The following is a 16,620-nucleotide window of genomic DNA, read 5'->3' on the forward strand; positions in this document are numbered from 1 at the left end:
TACCTAGCGCAGGTTCTGTCCCAGACATCATTGTGCGCATTCAGCTGATCGAAGAGCGGCCGCCACACCTTGCGCGAGTCGGGGGAGCGCTTGGCGTCGTCGACCTGGGCATCGGTGCCCTGAATGCGGTTGAACGACACGCAGGGATCGGGAGCGGTGATGGCCCGGCTATCGGCGGCCGGGCCGCAGCCGGTCGAAAGCATCGTCGTCAGGCAGAGCAACAGCATCGGCATTGGCTTTTGCCCGGCGCTTGATGGCCTCATTGGTCTTCTCCAGGGTTGCCGAGGCATTGCGGGCGACACCCGCGGATTTGCCTTCGTGGTAGATCCAGCCAGCGCCTGCCAGCGCGACCAGGACGATGACGGCGGCGACAGCCGCCTTGGGCTGAAGGGCGAGCACCGGCAAGCCCTACCCGCACGCCGACCGGCGAGCGGGTGAGGCAGTGTCGGCCGGATTGCCCGGGCCGGGCGCGCCGTCCGGTGTTGCGGTTTCACATCTCGGTTCGCTCAAGCTCGCCTCCTCCGTTCCTGTCTCGCGTCGCCTTGATCGGGGGCCGAGGTCACAGCCACCAGAAGGTCAGGACCGAGTCGCTGGCATAGGCGCGCACCGTCACCTGGCTCGGGCCACTCAACGTCATGCTTCTGCCGGCGGCCAGGTAGGCAACGCCCGAGCCGTCGGTCAGGGAGGCAGCCGGGAACTCGGCACCCGGCATCGAAGCGGTGCGATCGCCCAAAGCCATGCGCCAGCCGCCCTTGTCGGCCATCAGGTGGAGCACGCGCCGGCCTGGAGGCCTCGCAAGCAGCGTCGGCGCCGGGCCGACGATGTGGTTGATCTCGCTCGGCAGCAGCGCCGTTCCGTCTTCGTTTGGCGCGGCGTTGCGCTGCCCGTGCAAATCCATCGTCATCCTGTCACCCCCTTGTCGGGTTCGCCGGCGGTCGCGCCGGCTCGGGAGAATTCGACATCGAGGCCGGCCACCCGGTTCACCGCCTCGATCAGGCTCTGCGGTTCGACGCCCGGCAGCCTCGCGGCCAATCCGAGGGCGGCGATCTGCTGGGAGACATCGGTGAGCTGCAGCGGCCTGGAGCGAAACACATAGCCGGCGCCACCCAGGGCGGGCAGAAGCTTGCGCGTCACGATCTCGTCGAAGTGCGCCCGTTCCGGGCCGAACACCTGGGCTTCCGCCGCCAGGCAGCTCGCATAGGCCGTGGCGAAGTTGAAATCGGCCGACTTGCCGAGGAACAGCGGCGAGAAGCGGAACGCCCGCAGGATCCGCTCGAAGCATTTGTCGTCGTACTTCTCGAACATCGCGTCGCCGGATCGCTCGTGCCCGAAGCGCTCGACCGAGACGCTCACGCCGCCAGCGCGATCGAGCGTACCTTCGCTCGACGGCACCTCGATGATGGCGACGCGCTGCTTGTGTCCGGGAGCGAACTGCTGCTCGAGCGCCTGTCGGGCGTCGCGCGCCACCGAGCCGCCCTGCACGATCAGCAGGGCCGGCGGCAGGCCGCCCGACTGGAGGTAGGCGATGTTGGCCTCCTCCGCGGCGCGCGAGCCGATCACCGAGGGGATCTGCCCCTCCCAGCGCGGCACGCCGTACGGGCTGTCGGGATCCTGCCCGGTCTGGAAGTAGAGCAGCTCGGTGGCGCGGTCCTGCGGCGCGACCGGCCAGTCGGCCGACGCCCACCGTCCGGTATGCTTGTCGAGCTCGCGCGAGGCCCCGAACTCCTTGAAGAACAGCAGCTTGCCGCTCATCACTTGGCAGAAACGCCGCTCCCGCAGCATCATCTCGTAGGAGACCGGGATGCCATTGCGCGTCACCGCCTTCGCCACCGCGATCGGCGCGTCGAGGCGGACGATACGGAACGTGCGCGCCGGCGTAGCTCGCAGGAAGACGACCTCGCCCTCGAAGTTGCGCATGACCTCGAGAAAGCCATAGCCCACGCGTTCGAGATCGCGCCGCAGATCGCGACGCATGGTGACGAACGACTGGCCCGGGAAGGGCTCGTCGAAAAAGGCGGCCAGCCTCAGAGCGACCGGGTCGTCCCGTTCGTTGGCGTCCCGGTCGGGGTCCTTGTTCGCCTTCTCAATCGAATGGCCAGTGCCGTCCGTATTGACGACCATGGCCTCGATGCAGGCGCCCAGCACGTTGCTCTCCTGCGTCAGCCGCTCCAGGACGCGCGGCTCGTACGGCGGCCTCAGCACCTGGCCCGACGCCTCCAGGCTGCTGCCATAGAACGGGCTGAACTCGTCTTCGATCTCGCGCGTGTTGGTGGCGATGATCGAGCGCTGCGCCGTGTCCAGCACGCGAACCCTCACCTCGGGCTTGCCGCGCGCCGGGGCCGTCCGCCCTGCCATGTTCTCGTCGGTCACCGGTCCATCCCCTTCGCGTCGCCCTCTCGCGTTTGGCACGTTAGGAAGAAGGCGCTATCGCGGGCAGCGCCGCCGGCAGCGCCGGTGCGGTTCTGCCGCCACGCCGGCGGGCGGGACGAAGCTCGAGAGGGTCAGCGTCGCCTGGTGCGCTCCACGGCGGCTTCGCCGGACGAACCGTCGTTCTCGGCCGATCTGCGCTCGTCATACGTGCGCTGGCCGAAATAGCTCGCCTCGCCCTGCCCCATGACGCCGATCATGGTCACGACGTCATCAGGCGTGACGAACAGGATGAAATTCCGGTACCGCCGGTTGGCCGCGGGATGGGTGATGCGCGACGCGCGGCGCGCCATGTCCTTGACGACCTCCTCGGCATCGATCGCGCCGAGGCCGAGGCGTTCGGCCTGTTTCAGGGCCTCTTGCGTGACCCGGAAGTTGCGCGCCATCGGAGCTGCCCACCTCGCCCGGACGTCATGTCTTGCGCGCCATGCGGTATTTCGGCCCGATCAGGATGGTCTTGCTGCGCGGCGCATCGATGCGCACCCGGGCGGCACGCGTCGTCATGCGATCGCCGGTCTGCACCAGGACCTCGGGCTCGATCTCGCGCATTTCGTCATTGGTGATCTCGAAGGCAGCGCCGTCGCGCGGACGCTCGAGGCGCACCGTCGTCCCGGCGATTGCGGACAGCACGTAGCGCTCGTCGGCAATGAAGAAATCCTCGCCTGTGCGAAGCGAAATGACCAAGCCCATCGGGTCCCCTGGAACTCCTGCGCTGCAGAACGACACGAGGCGCTCCCGGACGGCTCCACGAGCTGGCCTCGCGCCGAGAGTACACGATTTTGCGCCCTCCACCACCCGCGAGCCTATGATCGACCGCATGCGCCGGCGCCGCCGCAAGGTGCGGGCGCGGGCCCAGGCCGATTGACAGCAGGCTTTCACCAAAGCGTCGCGATCCTGACTTGCCCGCCCCGCTATACGACGTGCCCGCACGGCATTGGGGGAGCCGCGATGGGAAGGAAGGTCATCGACGTTTTCCTGTGGGACTGGCTGATCCGGTCCTATGCCTTCGATCGGCATGCGGCAGACCGCCCGGCCTACGACCAGGATTTCATCGATCGCGCCAGACGGCGCCTGCTGGAAGACGGATACCTCGCGACGGTGATCGCCGACGTCCGCTTCATCGTGAAGGACGATGCCGGGCAGGCTTGACGACCGCGCGTTCATCCCACTCCGCCGCGCCCGCGTCGGTGGCGCCCCCCTCGGTCGCAATCGACAGGCCATGTCTCTCCGCCCCCGCCCGCCCCGCGGCCAGCGACCGCGCGTCCCTGTCCGCCAGCCTGCCGGCGATCTGCAGAAGGCTGCCGTGCATCGGCACGCCATGGCGCACCCACGTCTCGCGGCGATAGCTGAGGCCGAACACGACCCCCGCCATGGCGTCGGCGCAGTCCTTCGAAAAATTGGGCGGATGGTCAATCCGACCGGTCCGCGGGTCGCGCTCCAGCCTGACCAGCTCGGCCTGCGCCCGGCCGTGCGCCGGCGCGGCGACGCGTCCGTCATAGAGCGCCGTCTTTGTCACGTCGTAGGGCATGGAATCGACATCGATCGACTGGAGCCCGGTGAGAAACCCCTTCTGGCGCAGCAACTGCATGCTGTCGCGCGACTGGAAGGTGTCGAAGGTGATCCATTTCAGGTTCATGCCCAGCTCGACCAGCCGCAGGAACAGCCGCCGGATGCTCTCGAGCTCGATCTCGCCATCGCGCGGCGGCGCGACCTCGAGGATGGCATCGAAGCTGACGTGCGGCAGGGTCTCGGTGACGCCCTCGCCGCGCGCCACCTCGACGAAGCGGTCGACGTGGCCGACGGCGATGCCGGCGCTGTCGCCCGACACGGCGAGATCGACATGGGCGAACCGCGGCTCGTCCGGACGCTCGATCCGCCCGGGATAGATGACCGGCCGCGAGGCGACGAAATCCGTCCGCTCCAGCGACAGGATCGACCGCCGCCCTCCGAACGCCCCCGCCACCGCCGCGGTATTGACCAGGAACGGATGCAACGCGAAGGTCGAGGCGCCGGCGATGTCGCGGATCGCCGACAGCAGATCGTGCTCGAACTCAGACCGGAACTCGACCGGGATCTGCTTCACCAAGTGCCGGTCCGCCTCCGCCACCGGCTCGCCGAGCGCCAGCAGGCGCGGCTTGCGCGCCAGGTCGCCCAGGAACAAGCCGAAGCGCGGCCCGCCATAGGTGCCCTGCGGCTTTATGTCGAACACCGTCTTGTCGTATACGAAGATCCGCGTGCGGCCGGTCTGCTCGATCTCGCGCCGGGCCTCGGCGATCTTGAGATCGGTGAATTCCCCAGGATAGCGCTTCGAGGAAACCAGGCAGATCATGCCGGGCAGCCGCTCCGCCGTCAGGAAGCGGGTCTTCCGGCGGCGCACCAGGCCGTTGTACATCTCGAGCGCCTGGTCGAAGGTCCTGCCGTCGGCGGCCTGTGACGAGCGCTCGACGACGCGCATGAAATTGATCTCGTCGATCAGGGCGTTCAGGACATTGGCGCCGATCGCGGCGTGCACGCTGCCGCTCAGCGGCCGCACGACGATGCGCCGCGGAAAGACCATCTCGGTCTCCAGCCCGCGATCGAACGGAAAAGCCTGCTTGAAGTAGGGCGAGCTCGCGATCATGGCGCGGAAACGCGCGTAATCGTTGCTCTTCGCCGCCTGGGCGTTGAGGGACTGGAACACCGTCAGCAGCTCGGCCGCCGGATCCTGCTCGAAGGTGCGATGCGGATCCTTCAGGCACGACAGGACATAGATCTGGTAGGCCATGGTCAGCAGCGCCGCCGTCGTCTTGCCCGAGCCGATGCCGCCGGTCAGCACGCTCTCGACATAGCGGCCGGAATTGAGCTCGATCAGCTCCGCCATGACCGCCGGATAGACGATCCCCCGCCGCCCGAGGAACCGGCGGCTTTCGACGAAGGTCTGGATGTCGACCGGCAGGCGGGCATAGTCCGAGGCCGTCGCCTCGAGACTGCGGAAGTGCGCGGCGGCCCGGATGATGTACGCGTGGCGCTCGACGCAAGGCACAGTCGCGTGGCCGGCGACATTGATGTCGCCGGCATGCGCCAATACGTGTTGGCCGCTGTCGATTACGTCATTGAGCAGTGCGTGTGCGGCACGGAACTCAGGCGTCATCGCCGCCGGGGTCGGAGGCCGCTTTCGATGGAGAGTCCAGAAGTGGGGTCATGTCCCTGGTGAGCCACTCATATCCCATTCGTTCCCTCTCGACGCGCGAGTAATCCATCCAGGATCTTCCGGAAGGAACCGACTCCTGAGTGGTCCATCGCACCGGCGCGATCCGTTCCAGGTGGCCAAGGTCGAACTGGAGCTTGATCAGCCCGTCGAGCGCCTTCGAATAGGCTCCGATGTGCTTCGTCGCGTCCACATCGGTCAAGGGCCGAGAGCCTTCCGCTTCGATCGCGTCGAGAAATCGCTTCCGAAGAGCCTGAGCAAGCTCTTCTTGTGCGGCAAGAACGTCGAGCGGCTTGCGTCGACCACGCCTGGTCGGCCAAGGCTTGTCGGATGGTGCCATGGATCAATACGCAACAACATTGGTACAGTAGATGAATCTGGGACCGACCTCGTCGACAGCAATGAGCGTTGCAGGCAGTGCAGCAAAGCCGTGCGGACGGATCAATCCCAATACGCCGAGACAGCGCTCCGGACGAGTGCTGCAGTCCACGGCGACGACCGATGCGCTGACCAGCGGGTCGGAAGCCACCCTGTCACCGTGGCGCAAGCCAAAGGGGCGAAAGGCGATCTCGTACCAGACATCGACGCCGCGGGCGCGCAGGGCCGACCGGGACAGACCAATGCCGTAACGCGCCAGTGGTTTGCCGAGATCGCGCACAAGTCGTAGTGCGCCCGCGCGGCTGTAGCCGACGGCGACGCTGTCGAAGCGTCGTCGCCGCAAGGCGCCGTGAAGTGTGTCGAATGCCGCCGCCAGCATAGCGTCGAGGGTAAAAGCGCACGGCACCACATGGGCGACGCCACCTGAGCCACCATCTTGTGCAATCGATTGCACAGCCGGGCCTAGTGGCGAAACCAGAAGTAGGCGACCAGAGCGGACACCACTGCCAGCGCCATCGCCTTGCCAAAGGTCACCAGCATGCTGCGCTTGATGGCGCGATAAGCGTCGATCAGAGAACGGAGTTCGGTCAGGTCGCGCAGCGCATGCTCGTCGCCCAGGCCGATAGCGGCGAGCGCTTGCCGGGCCCCGCGCTGCGAAGCTTCCTCCATCAGTGAATGGAGCTGCGCCTGCGTAAAGGTGAAAGTCTGGTCCATGGCGGTCGCCATTAGAACGTCAGACGGCATGCGTTAACAGACCAACCGGCGACGGTGGCGGCAACCTGCCGCCAACGAAGCCATGCCACATCATGTCGATTTCGTAACCCAGCACTGCGACCAGCTTCTCGAGGAGTTCCAGGTTGCCGCGCGAACGTCCCAGCTCGAAGCGCGCCAATGATGCCCGATCGACGCCCGCCAGAGACGCCAGGCGCCGCTGCGACAAATTTTGCGCCTCGCGCAGGCGCTTGATCTCGGCACCCCAGAAGACTGCGGGTCGATCGGGCGTGATCGGATCGCGCCAGATGATGGTCATCGGCATGGTCTGCCCCTCCTTGGGCTGCGACCACTATAGGCCTCGATTGCCGTCTGGAAACCGTGTTGATCCCCAATCCGGTCCGCCCGATCATTCCCTTCACAGCCCCGTCCAGCGAGCTGTTCGGCACCAGCGCGTAGACGAGCGTGCAGTCCAGCGCCTCGACGGCGCGGCGTGCCCAGATGGATCGTGCCGGCAGCATCCGACTTCTCCAGGGCTTCGAGCGTCTGCGAGCGCACCTTCAGGCGGGCAGCATCTGCACGCGGGAACGCTTCGTGCAGCCCTTCAGCGCGCGCCTCGAGAGCCTTACGGTCTCGGAAGCCTCACCCCTCCTGCGCCACCTCGATCCGCCCCTGGCGGATCGCCTTCACGAAGGCACGGTGATCCTTGTGGGTCTGGTCGGCGTAGTCGACGGCGAAATCGGTGATGGCGTCGTCGAACGCCTCGCTGGCGCCCATGTAGCCCGCGATCAGGGCAGGGTCGCCCGAGCGGGCGTGGGCGCGGGCGAGCGCCCAGCCGCACACCCGGCCGTAGTCCCTGAGGTCGCCGGCGTCGAAGCTCTCGATCACCGCGCTGATCTTCATGTCGCGCAGCTGTCGGACATAGACGTGGCTGCCGTTCTCCACTTGTGCCCAGCCGAGGAACAGGTCGCTCGCCGACTGCATCAGGCGCTGGCCAATCACCACGCGCTCGCCGTGGTTCTTGTGCTTCGCCGCGCCGGCATGGGGCTCGAGCACCGAGCGGTTGGCCTCCTTGACCTGGAGGAACAGCGGGTCATCGTCGGCCGCCATGAACAGCGCCACGGCGCAACGCGTGCCGACGCTGCCGATGCCCACCACCTTGAAGGCGACGTCGCAGAGGTGGAAGCGGTCGAACAGCACGCGGATCGGCTCGGCCAGCGAGCTGCGATAGCGGGCAATCGCTTCGGCGTAGCGCGACTCCTGGCCGGGCGCCTGCTCGCGCGTCGGGTGGAAGATCAGTGGCGGGTCGTCCTTGATGGTGGGCATGGCGCCGCGATGCTCGGCCATCTTGGGGAAGATGTACTCCGGCGTGTTCCTGGCCTCGGTCCTCTCGATGCGCTCGGCCACGATGCGCCGCCGTTCCTCCGATTCCATCGCCTTGAGGAAGCGGTCGACGTCGATCGTGTCGTACCAGACCTCGAGCGCGTGCATCGAGGCGTAATCGGCCATGTGCTCGCGATAGGAGCGCGCGGTGGCGCGTGCAGCGCGGTTGGCCTCCGTCTCGGAAAGCCGGATGTCGCGCCCGGCCACCACCACGCTCGCCGCCAGGCGCTTCAGGTCCCATTCCCAGGGCGCCGGCAGCGTCTCGTCGAAATCGTTGATGTCGAACACCAGCCGCCGCTCGGGCGTGGCGAAGCCGCCGAAATTGCTCAGATGGGCATCGCCGCAGGCCTGCACGCGAATGCCGGAGGCCGGCGTGGTCGCGAGGTCGGCCGCCATCACCGCCGCCGAGCCGCGGTAGAAGGTGAAGGGCGATTGCATCATGCGGGCGAAGCGCAGCGGCACCAGCTCCGGCATGCGGCCACGGTTGGACTCGACCAGGATGTCGACGACGTCGCGCCGGTCCTTGCCCGGCTTCCACTGGCCGTGCGCCTCGCGCGGCACGTCGGCGCGCAGCGCCTTGCCGCGGTCGCGCCGCTCGTCGGGCGGCACGAACTGAGGTTCCCTGTCGTCGGGCTGGCTGCGCTTCCTGGCCATCGTCGTCGTCTCCTGAATCACACTGTCGGGTCGGTATCAATTGGCCGGCACGGTGACGACCGGCGGCGCGGTGCGCACACCGACATCAGAGATCGAGAACAGCAGCATGACGACGCCGAAGATCGACTTCGAGCGCACGTCGGTGTCGGCGATCCAGAACCAGCGGCCCTTGTAGGGCACCGCGACATGGGCATTGGCCGGCGCCGCGGGGCCGCTCTGGATGTCGATCAGGGGCGGTTGCCCGGCGTCCGGCGCCAGAGCCGGGGTCGCCCGGCCGCCCGTGACATCGGCCTCGGGCACCTGCGCCAGCAGGCCCATCTCGATCATGATCTGCAGCATCGAGCGCGTCGTCATCGCGATATCGTCGGGCCGTCCCGAATAGCCGCCGAACCGCACGAGGTATGTCGTCGTCCGGCCGGAGAGGTTGAGGATGCGCCGCACCTCGGCGATCTTCGGCGCCGCCGCGTGGCCCTCGCGCACCGGCGGAAAGGCGATCAGGGTCGTGTCGGATGCGTCCTTCGCCCGCTCGATGCGGATCTGCAGCGCATTGTCGCGCTGCAGCTCGGTAAGCAGATCGGCCAGTCGCATGAAATCCGGATCGGCCGGCCGGCCCATCGCGCCACGCCGCGAGTCGTTGGAGACGCCGTTGATCGAATCGACGGCGATGCGCATGACGTTGCTCGCCGAGTAGCCCGATTGCAGCAGGAACAGCACCGCGCTCGGCGGGATGGGCGACATCAGCTTCTTAATGAAGTCGTTGCCGGTGAGCGGTGCGTAGATGATGGTCGGCCGGTCGATGTAGGTCGCGCCCAGCGCGGCGGTGCCGGCGACGGCGGCCGGCACGTTGACCGCCGAGGTCAGGTAGTTCTGCGCCGAGACGCCAGCGCCCACCGTGGTCTGAAGCTGGTAGCCCGCGACCACCTGGGCGATCTCCATGAACACCGGGAAGTCGGCATAGCGCAGGCGCACGATGTTGAGCAGCGTCTGCTGCTTCCACGAATCGCCTATGGCGGCGCTGTAGTCGGCCCGGTCGCGCACCACCGACGGCGGGCCGATGCTGCTGCAGGCGCCGGTCGCGGCGAGGACGGCGAGGAGCGCGAGACCGATCTTCACAATCTCATCCTGCAGCCATCAGGCGCTCGCCGCCTTGATCTTCCGCAAGCAACCGCCCGGCCGATGGCACGCCGCGGCTCAGTAGCGTTCCTCCACCATGCGGCGGCCGGCGATGCTCGCCTTGTCGTCGTACTTGTCCCTGGTCACACGGGCCGGCAGCACGACCTTGGCATGCTTGACCTTCTCGTAGGGAATGGACGAAAGAATGTGGGCGATGACGTTGAGTCGCGCCCGCTTCTTGTCGTCGGAATGGACGATATGCCACGGCGCATGATCGCGGTCGGTGTAGTCGAGCATCATGTCCCGCGCCGTCGAATACTCGTACCAGCGCTTGTAGGATTCGAGATCCATGCCAGAAAGCTTCCACTGGCGCAGCGGGTCCTCGATGCGCGCCTTGAAGCGGCGCTCCTGCTCCTCCTGGCCGACCTCGAGCCAGATCTTGATCAGCCGCGTGCCGCCGTCGATCAGGAAGCGCTCGACCACCGGGCAGAGCTCGAGGAAGCGGCGATGCTGCTCCCTGGTGCAGAAGCCCATGACGTACTCGACGCCGGCGCGGTTGTACCAGCTGCGGTCGAAGATCACGATCTCGCCGCCGGCCGGGAAATGCTCGACATAGCGCTGCATGTACATCTGCGTCTTCTGGCGGTCCGACGGCGCCGGCAGGGCGACGACCCGGAAGGTGCGCGGGCTGACCCGCGCGGTGATCGCTTTGATGGTGCCGCCCTTGCCGGCGGCATCGCGCCCCTCGAGCACGACGATTACGCGCTCGCCCGATTGCTTCAGCCAGGCCTGGAGATGGCAGAGCTCGGTCTGCAGCTTCAACAGCTCCTTCTCGTAGTCCTTGCGCTTCATCTTGTCCGGCGCCTGCTTTGCCATGTCTTTCTCCCGACGATCGGGCCCGGGCCCATATTACAGATCGCTGCGCAACGAAGAACCGCCCAACCCCTGGACATCGCCGACGCTGGCGCGCTGGCGATCCTCCGGTTCGGCGAAGCTGCGGTCTACATTGCGCTGCAGCAGCCCGAGCTGGCCCTGCAGGGCGCCGGCGCGCGACACCGGCAGGCGATCCACCAGATGCTCCAGCATGACGCGCAGCCGGCGCGCCACTTGGGTGCTCGAGGCGCCGTACTGGCGGACCTCGGTGACGGCGAGATCGACGATGTCCTCCCAATCAGACGTCGGGAAGACCAGGCGGAGCCCGCCCGCCGCATCACGCACCCGGCATTGTCGAGATTCCTCAGGCCGGCGTAGCGCAGCAGGCGGTGGATCTGGTCGATCGCCAGCGTCGCCGTGGTCGGGTCGTTGACGGCGGGCGACAGGGCGCGGCTCGCGATGTCGACCATGATGCGAAAGGCGAACATCGGGTCCTGCCGCACCGTGCGCTCGGCGCCGAACGCGACCATGTCGTTCAGCGTCGCCTCGTCGATCGAGGCGTCGGGCGGATAGATGCGCGCCAGCGGGTCGTCGGTCGAGACGAAGTCGCCGACCTGCGGGATCAGCTCGATGGTGCAGCCGGCGCGCGTCGCCAGCGCGACCAGGCGCCTGGTGCCGAAGGCCAGGAAGGTGCCCGACGGGCCGAGCCGGCGTAAGATGCGGCTGTCGCGGCCGGCCAGCTCGTCGGTCTGGCCACCCTCGGCCTGCGTGGGATCGAAAGCGCCCTCGTAGACGGTGTCCATCGCCTGCTTCCCGTCGAGGAAAATCTGCTGGAGGATGGCGACCGGCCGCAGCCCCAGCCCGACGCCCTGCACGAACCAGAAGAATACCAGCACCGAGCTGACATTGCCCACGATGGCCAGCACGGTGAGCACCGCGTGGCGGCTCTCCTCGGTCATGTTGGCGAGGGCCACCAGGGTGACGCCGAAGGAGAAGACGAAGGTGCTGGTCGCCAGCTTCATCTCCCAGCGGCCGAAGGTGATGCGGATCAGGCGCGGAGTCGTCTGGCCGCTGGCCAGCTGGACGGCGAGCAGCAGCGCCGACACGGCGTAGACCACGAAGGTCAGCATCGAGGCGGCGAAAGCCGACAGCGACACGCGCGCCGCCTCGATGTCGGTGCTGTCGAAACGCGGCCAGTTCGGATCGGGCACGAACCACAGGATCGACTTGGCGATCAGCCACGCCGCCAGCATCGCCAGCGACGGGAAGAACCAGAAAGAGGAGCGGACGAAGTCGACGATCCGATATCGCGTGATCCAGCTCATTCCCCTTCCCGCCGGCGTGCACCGCCCAGGCGGCCTGCCGCACTATAAGTGACGGCCATGGTGATCGGCACCCCCAGCGCCACCATGACCATGGTGCGAGGCTTCCGGCGCCGGCCGCATCGTCGAGCTGATCGGCGTGCTCATCCTGATCGCGGGTGCTCTCCTGGCCTGCCTCGCCAGCGTCGTTCGCATGGCTCGCGGCATGACCTTCCAGGAAGCCTATCACGGGCTGCGCGCCGATCTGGGACGCGCGATCCTGCTGGGGCTGGAGTTTCTCGTGATCGCCGACATCATCGGCACCGTGGCCGTGGAGCCGACATTGTACAATCTCGGCGTGCTCGCGGTCATTGTCGCGATCCGGACGCTGCTCAGCTTCGCCCTCGAGCTGGAGGTGACAGGGCGCTGGCCATGGCAGAAGGACCGCCCCGACGGGCTGGGCCGATGACGCCTCTCGTCAGCGCTGTTCATGGCCCTTCTCGCAAGGCAGCGACATGGCCACGGGCCTGAGCGACCTCTACCCAATGGCGTCACTCAAGTGGCAGCGGGGCGACCACAACTTCATGGTCTATTCGCTGGCCAGCGTGCCGACCGGCATCTACGACCCCGCGCGGCTGGCCGGCGTCGGCATCGGCCATTGGGCGATCCACGGCGGACTGGGCTACACTTTCCTCGCGTCCTCCTGCTTCGAGGCCTCGCTGACCGCAGGCCTCACCTACAACTTCGTCAACCCGCAGACCGGCTACCAGAGCGGGCTCGACGGCCATGTCGACGCCGCGACATCGTGGTCGTTCGGCGATGCGCTCTACCTCGATGTAGCGGGGTATCTCTACAACCAGCTCAACGCCGATAGCGGCGGCAATGTCCGGCTGGGCGAATTTCGCTCGCTCGCGCTGTTGTGCGACGGGCACTGGTCGATGCCCTGCGCCATGCGAATACGTCGCGTGTCGGCATCGGCGAGGACGACTACGCCGCGGCGGGAATCGTATGCCTGCTCGTGACCGCGACCGCCCTCCCCGCCATCGTGTCGCTGCTGCTGATTGGCGACGCGACGCTGGCACTGCGACTGGCCAACGCAGCCCAGATCGTGCTGCTCTTTCTCGTCGGCTACTCGTGGGCGCAGCATGCCGGCGCCAATCGCTGGAAGACCGGCACGGCAATTGCCTCGCTGGCGGTCGGCCTGGTCCTCGTCGCTGTCGTCCTGGGCGGCTGATGCCCGCGAAGCGTAACCCAAGCGTCACTGCAGCGTCGCGGAAATGTTTGACCAAGCGCAAAGCGGGCCGTTACCAATCCCTCTATTCAGCTTGCCTCAGGTTCTTCCTCGTGCGTGGGAGCGCACCATGTCCGCAGCCCCCGACAGCCAGATGCCCGCGAACCAGATGTCCGCCAATTGGGGCTTCACCTTCGCCCAGGATTACTGGATCGATGCGTGGCAGCGCACGATCCTGACCCTCGATACGCTGCGCCAACGCGGCAACACCTATCTCGAGCGCACCCGGTCGGATGCCCCGCACGTGCTGGGCTTCCCCTTCGAGCTCGTCGTCGACGGCCGCACCCTGCCGCGGCCCGTCAACTACATGCTTGTGCGCATCGTGGCACCGGACGGCACGACGATCGATCCCAGCAAGCCGCCCTTCGTGGTCGTCGACCCGCGCGCCGGCCACGGTCCCGGCATCGGCGGCATGAAGCACGACAGCGAGATCGGCGTGGCGCTCGCATCGGGCCATCCCTGCTACTTCGTCGGCTTCCTGCCCGAGCCGGTGCCGGGGCAGACCATCGAGGATGTCTGCACGGCGGAGGCGCATTTCCTGGAGGTCATCGCCCGCCTGCATCCCGACGCCGACGGCAAGCCGGTGACAGTCGGCAACTGCCAGGCCGGCTGGCAGATCATGATGACGGCGGCGATCCGGCCCGAGTTGTTCGGCCCGATCCTGCTGGCCGGGTCGCCGCTCTCCTATTGGGCCGGGGTGCGCGGCGCCAACCCGATGCGCTATATCGGCGGAACGCTCGGCGGCACGTGGCTCACCGCGCTCTCCGGGGATCTCGGGCACGGCATCTTCGACGGCGCCAACCTGGTCGCCAATTTCGAATCGCTGAACCCGGCCAACACGTACTGGCAGAAGCCCTACAATCTCTACGCCAATGTCGACGGCGAAGCGCACCGCTTCCTCGACTTCGAGACCTGGTGGGGCAGCCCCGTGCTGCTGAACGCGAACGAGATGCAGTGGATCGCCGACAACCTGTTCGTCGGCAACAAGCTCACCTCGGGTGAAATCCACACGTCCGATGGCCGGCGGGTCGACCTGCGCAACATCCGCTCGCCGATCATCGTGCTGTGCTCGCACGGCGACAACATCACGCCGCCGCAGCAGGCGCTGGGCTGGATCACCGACCTCTACAAGGAGGATACGGAGATCGTCACCAACGGCCAGACCATCGTCTACACGCTGCACCAGTCGATCGGGCATCTCGGCATCTTCGTCTCCGGCAAGGTGGCGACGCGCGAGCACGCCGAGCTCGCATCGTGCATGGAGATGATCGATCTCCTGCCGCCCGGCCTCTACGAGGCGGTCATCAGCGAGGTCGACGGCGAGACCGCCAATTCGGAGCTGATCCACGGCAAGTACCTGTTCCGGCTGGAAGCACGCTCGCTTGGCGACATTCGCGCCCTCGGTGGTAACGACGCCGAAGACGACCAGCGCTTCGCCACAGTGGCGCGTGTTTCGGAGATCAATCACGGCCTCTACGCGACCTTCGCCCGGCCGACGGTGACGGTGGCGGCGGGCGCGCAGTCGGCCGACATGGCGCGCCAGATGCATCCCAATCGGATGCGATTCGCGATGTTCTCCGACAGGAACCCGGCGATGGCGCCCATCGAGGCGCTGGCCGAGAGCGTGCGTGCCGACCGCAAGCCGGTCGCGGCGGACAATCCGCTGCTCGCCCTGGAGCAGATGGCATCGAGCATGATCACCACCTGGTGGGAGAGCTATCGCGTGGCGCGCGACGCCATGACCGAAGCGGCGTTCGTCACGACCTACGGTTCGCCCTGGCTGCAGGCGATGGTCGGGCTCGCGGCCCCGAACGGCTCCACCAGGCCACATCGCCGCATCGAGCGTGATCTCGCGCGCGAGGCGATGGCGGCCCATGCCGAGGCCGAGCTTGAGACCCGCTTCGAGGTCGGCGGCCTGCCGGCAGCGGTGGCGCGCGCCGTCATCCATGTCCGCCAGCCGCAGGGCAGCGTCGACGAGCGCGGATTCAGGGTGCTGCAGGCGCTGCGCAAGCTGCAGCCGGCCAACCGCCGCCTCGGCGCCGGCGAGGTCAAGGCGCTGTTCCGCAACCAGTATCTGTTGCTGCGTCTCGACGAGGGGCGCGCCGTCGCGGCGATCCCGCACCTGCTGCCCGACGACGAAGCCCTTCGCCGCACGGGCTGGCAAGCGATCCGCGACGTCTTGCTGGCGAGCGGTCCCCTGCCAGAAGAGGGCCAACGGCGGCTGCGCCATATTGCCGAGCTGTTCGGAGAGTCCCCCAGCGATGCCTGACACCGCCGCGCGGCCCGTGCGCCCCCATGCCAAGTACGACCGGCTGATCGATATCGCGCGGAAGCACGAGCCGATGCCGACTGCCGTCTGCCATCCCTGCGACGCCGTCTCGCTCGACAGCGCGGTCGAGGGCGCACGCCTCGGCCTGCTGGAGCCCATCCTGGTGGGGCCGCCGGCCCGGATCATCGACGTCGCCGCGCGCCACAATTTCGACATCAGCCCGTTCGAGCTGATCGCCTCCCAGCACAGCCACGACTCGGCGTTCAAGGCCGTTGAGCTGGTGCGCACCGGGCGCGCCCAGGCGCTGATGAAGGGCAGCCTGCACACCGACGAGCTGATGGGCGCCGTGGTGGCGCGCGACAGCGGCATTCGTACCGCGCGGCGCATCAGCCATTGCTTCGTGATGGACGTGCCGAGCCACCCCGAAGCGCTGATCATCACCGACGCCGCGGTGAACATCGCGCCGAGCCTCGAGGACAAGGTCGACATCGTGCAGAACGCCATCGATCTGGCGCACGCACTGGGCGTCGCCGAGGTGCGCGTGGCGATCCTCTCGGCCATGGAGACGGTCAACCCGCGCGTGCCCTCGACCATCGAGGCGGCGGCGCTGTGCAAGATGGCCGACCGCGGCCAGATCACCGGCGGCGTGCTCGACGGCCCGCTGGCGCTCGACAACGCCATCAGCGCGGAGGCCGCCGCGATCAAGAATATTGCCTCGCCAGTCGCCGGCCGCGCCAACGTGCTGGTCGTGCCCGACCTGGAGGCCGGCAACATGCTGGCCAAGAGCCTGTCCTTCCTGGCCGGCGCCGATGCCGCCGGCGTGGTGCTGGGCGCCCGCGTGCCCATCATCCTGACCAGCCGCGCCGACTCGCTCTCGACCCGGCTCGCCTCGTGCGCGGTGGCCGTCCTGGTTGCCGCGGCGAGGCGCGCCAACGCCGCGGCGGCGCTCGCGTGAGGACGATCATTCTCCATCCCTCCCCCCTAATCGGGGAAGGTGCACGGTCATACGGGGCAAGCCACACGCGAGATTTCC

18 protein-coding genes and 3 pseudogenes are annotated in these 16,620 nt (G+C 67.5%); 6 read left to right on the plus strand and 15 right to left on the minus strand.

Features of this window, described 5'->3' with window-relative positions; all coding sequences use genetic code 11:
• Window positions 1-168: 168 nt before the first annotated feature.
• The 5 genes from ACILR9_RS28215 to ACILR9_RS28235 all read right to left on the minus strand — a co-directional run bounded on the left by ACILR9_RS28215 (window position 169) and on the right by ACILR9_RS28235 (window position 3,117).
• Window positions 169-405, minus strand: a complete 237-nt coding sequence (locus ACILR9_RS28215; protein ID WP_395713309.1) for a hypothetical protein — start codon at window positions 403-405, stop codon at window positions 169-171.
• 154 nt (window positions 406-559) lie between these two features.
• Window positions 560-904 (minus strand): hypothetical protein, encoded by a 345-nt coding sequence (locus tag ACILR9_RS28220; protein ID WP_395713310.1) that lies wholly within the window; start codon window positions 902-904, stop codon window positions 560-562.
• Entirely contained in the window at window positions 901-2,370 is a 1,470-nt protein-coding gene (locus ACILR9_RS28225; RefSeq protein WP_395713311.1) for a hypothetical protein, read from the minus strand. Before ACILR9_RS28225 ends, ACILR9_RS28220 begins: the two co-directional genes overlap by 4 nt.
• 131 nt (window positions 2,371-2,501) lie before the next feature.
• A complete protein-coding gene (locus ACILR9_RS28230; RefSeq protein ID WP_395713312.1) occupies window positions 2,502-2,813 on the minus strand; it encodes a hypothetical protein in 312 nt (103 codons plus the stop codon).
• Between the two features lie 25 nt (window positions 2,814-2,838).
• Window positions 2,839-3,117: a hypothetical protein gene (locus ACILR9_RS28235; protein ID WP_395713313.1), complete on the minus strand. Its 279-nt coding sequence runs from the start codon at window positions 3,115-3,117 to the stop codon at window positions 2,839-2,841.
• 258 nt (window positions 3,118-3,375) lie between these two features.
• Between ACILR9_RS28235 and ACILR9_RS28240 the strand changes: the two genes are divergently transcribed.
• Window positions 3,376-3,576, plus strand: a complete 201-nt coding sequence (locus tag ACILR9_RS28240; RefSeq protein ID WP_395713314.1) for a hypothetical protein — start codon at window positions 3,376-3,378, stop codon at window positions 3,574-3,576.
• Here the strand turns inward: ACILR9_RS28240 and ACILR9_RS28245 are convergent.
• From ACILR9_RS28245 to ACILR9_RS28290, 10 genes and pseudogenes are all read right to left on the minus strand, one after another.
• A complete protein-coding gene (locus ACILR9_RS28245) occupies window positions 3,545-5,557 on the minus strand; it encodes a hypothetical protein (protein WP_395713315.1) in 2,013 nt (670 codons plus the stop codon). The genes ACILR9_RS28240 and ACILR9_RS28245 overlap by 32 nt on opposite strands.
• The gene (locus tag ACILR9_RS28250) at window positions 5,547-5,954 is read right to left on the minus strand and encodes a hypothetical protein (RefSeq protein ID WP_395713316.1); all 408 of its coding nucleotides are present in this window, start codon (window positions 5,952-5,954) and stop codon (window positions 5,547-5,549) included. Before ACILR9_RS28250 ends, ACILR9_RS28245 begins: the two co-directional genes overlap by 11 nt.
• 3 nt (window positions 5,955-5,957) lie before the next feature.
• A complete protein-coding gene (locus ACILR9_RS28255; protein WP_395713317.1) occupies window positions 5,958-6,446 on the minus strand; it encodes a hypothetical protein in 489 nt (162 codons plus the stop codon).
• Between the two features lie 8 nt (window positions 6,447-6,454).
• Window positions 6,455-6,706, minus strand: coding sequence for a DUF6127 family protein (locus ACILR9_RS28260; protein ID WP_395713318.1), 252 nt, complete (start codon window positions 6,704-6,706; stop codon window positions 6,455-6,457).
• A 19-nt stretch (window positions 6,707-6,725) separates the two neighbouring features.
• Complete coding sequence (locus tag ACILR9_RS28265) at window positions 6,726-7,028, minus strand: helix-turn-helix domain-containing protein (RefSeq protein WP_395713319.1); 303 nt, start codon at window positions 7,026-7,028, stop codon at window positions 6,726-6,728.
• A 91-nt stretch (window positions 7,029-7,119) separates the two neighbouring features.
• Window positions 7,120-7,273: pseudogene (locus ACILR9_RS28270) on the minus strand (transcriptional regulator); the annotation flags it as partial.
• Window positions 7,274-7,345: 72 nt separating this feature from the next.
• Entirely contained in the window at window positions 7,346-8,740 is a 1,395-nt protein-coding gene (locus tag ACILR9_RS28275; protein WP_395713320.1) for a DUF2252 domain-containing protein, read from the minus strand.
• Between the two features lie 36 nt (window positions 8,741-8,776).
• Window positions 8,777-9,853 (minus strand): hypothetical protein, encoded by a 1,077-nt coding sequence (locus ACILR9_RS28280; RefSeq protein WP_395713321.1) that lies wholly within the window; start codon window positions 9,851-9,853, stop codon window positions 8,777-8,779.
• A gap of 78 nt (window positions 9,854-9,931) precedes the next feature.
• Window positions 9,932-10,729: a polyphosphate kinase 2 gene (gene ppk2, locus ACILR9_RS28285; protein ID WP_395713322.1), complete on the minus strand. Its 798-nt coding sequence runs from the start codon at window positions 10,727-10,729 to the stop codon at window positions 9,932-9,934.
• A gap of 33 nt (window positions 10,730-10,762) precedes the next feature.
• Window positions 10,763-12,051 (minus strand): annotated as a pseudogene (locus ACILR9_RS28290) (DUF2254 domain-containing protein).
• Window positions 12,052-12,187: 136 nt separating this feature from the next.
• On the opposite strand from ACILR9_RS28290, the gene ACILR9_RS28295 reads away from it, so the two are divergent.
• The 5 genes and pseudogenes from ACILR9_RS28295 to ACILR9_RS28315 all read left to right on the plus strand — a co-directional run bounded on the left by ACILR9_RS28295 (window position 12,188) and on the right by ACILR9_RS28315 (window position 16,542).
• A complete protein-coding gene (locus ACILR9_RS28295) occupies window positions 12,188-12,496 on the plus strand; it encodes a DUF1622 domain-containing protein (protein WP_395713323.1) in 309 nt (102 codons plus the stop codon).
• 37 nt (window positions 12,497-12,533) lie between these two features.
• Window positions 12,534-13,049 (plus strand): annotated as a pseudogene (locus ACILR9_RS28300) (transporter); the annotation flags it as partial.
• Entirely contained in the window at window positions 13,046-13,261 is a 216-nt protein-coding gene (locus ACILR9_RS28305; RefSeq protein WP_395713324.1) for a hypothetical protein, read from the plus strand. The pseudogene ACILR9_RS28300 and the gene ACILR9_RS28305, both read left to right, overlap by 4 nt.
• Window positions 13,262-13,388: 127 nt before the next feature.
• Window positions 13,389-15,587 carry a DUF3141 domain-containing protein gene (locus ACILR9_RS28310; RefSeq protein WP_395713325.1) on the plus strand — a complete coding sequence of 733 codons (2,199 nt, stop codon included), beginning with the start codon at window positions 13,389-13,391 and terminating at the stop codon, window positions 15,585-15,587.
• Window positions 15,580-16,542, plus strand: coding sequence for a phosphate acetyltransferase (locus ACILR9_RS28315; protein WP_395713326.1), 963 nt, complete (start codon window positions 15,580-15,582; stop codon window positions 16,540-16,542). The genes ACILR9_RS28310 and ACILR9_RS28315 overlap by 8 nt, the downstream gene beginning before the upstream one ends.
• Window positions 16,543-16,620 lie beyond the last annotated feature (78 nt).

Source organism: Reyranella sp., assembly GCF_044224635.1.
GTDB lineage: Bacteria > Pseudomonadota > Alphaproteobacteria > Reyranellales > Reyranellaceae > Reyranella.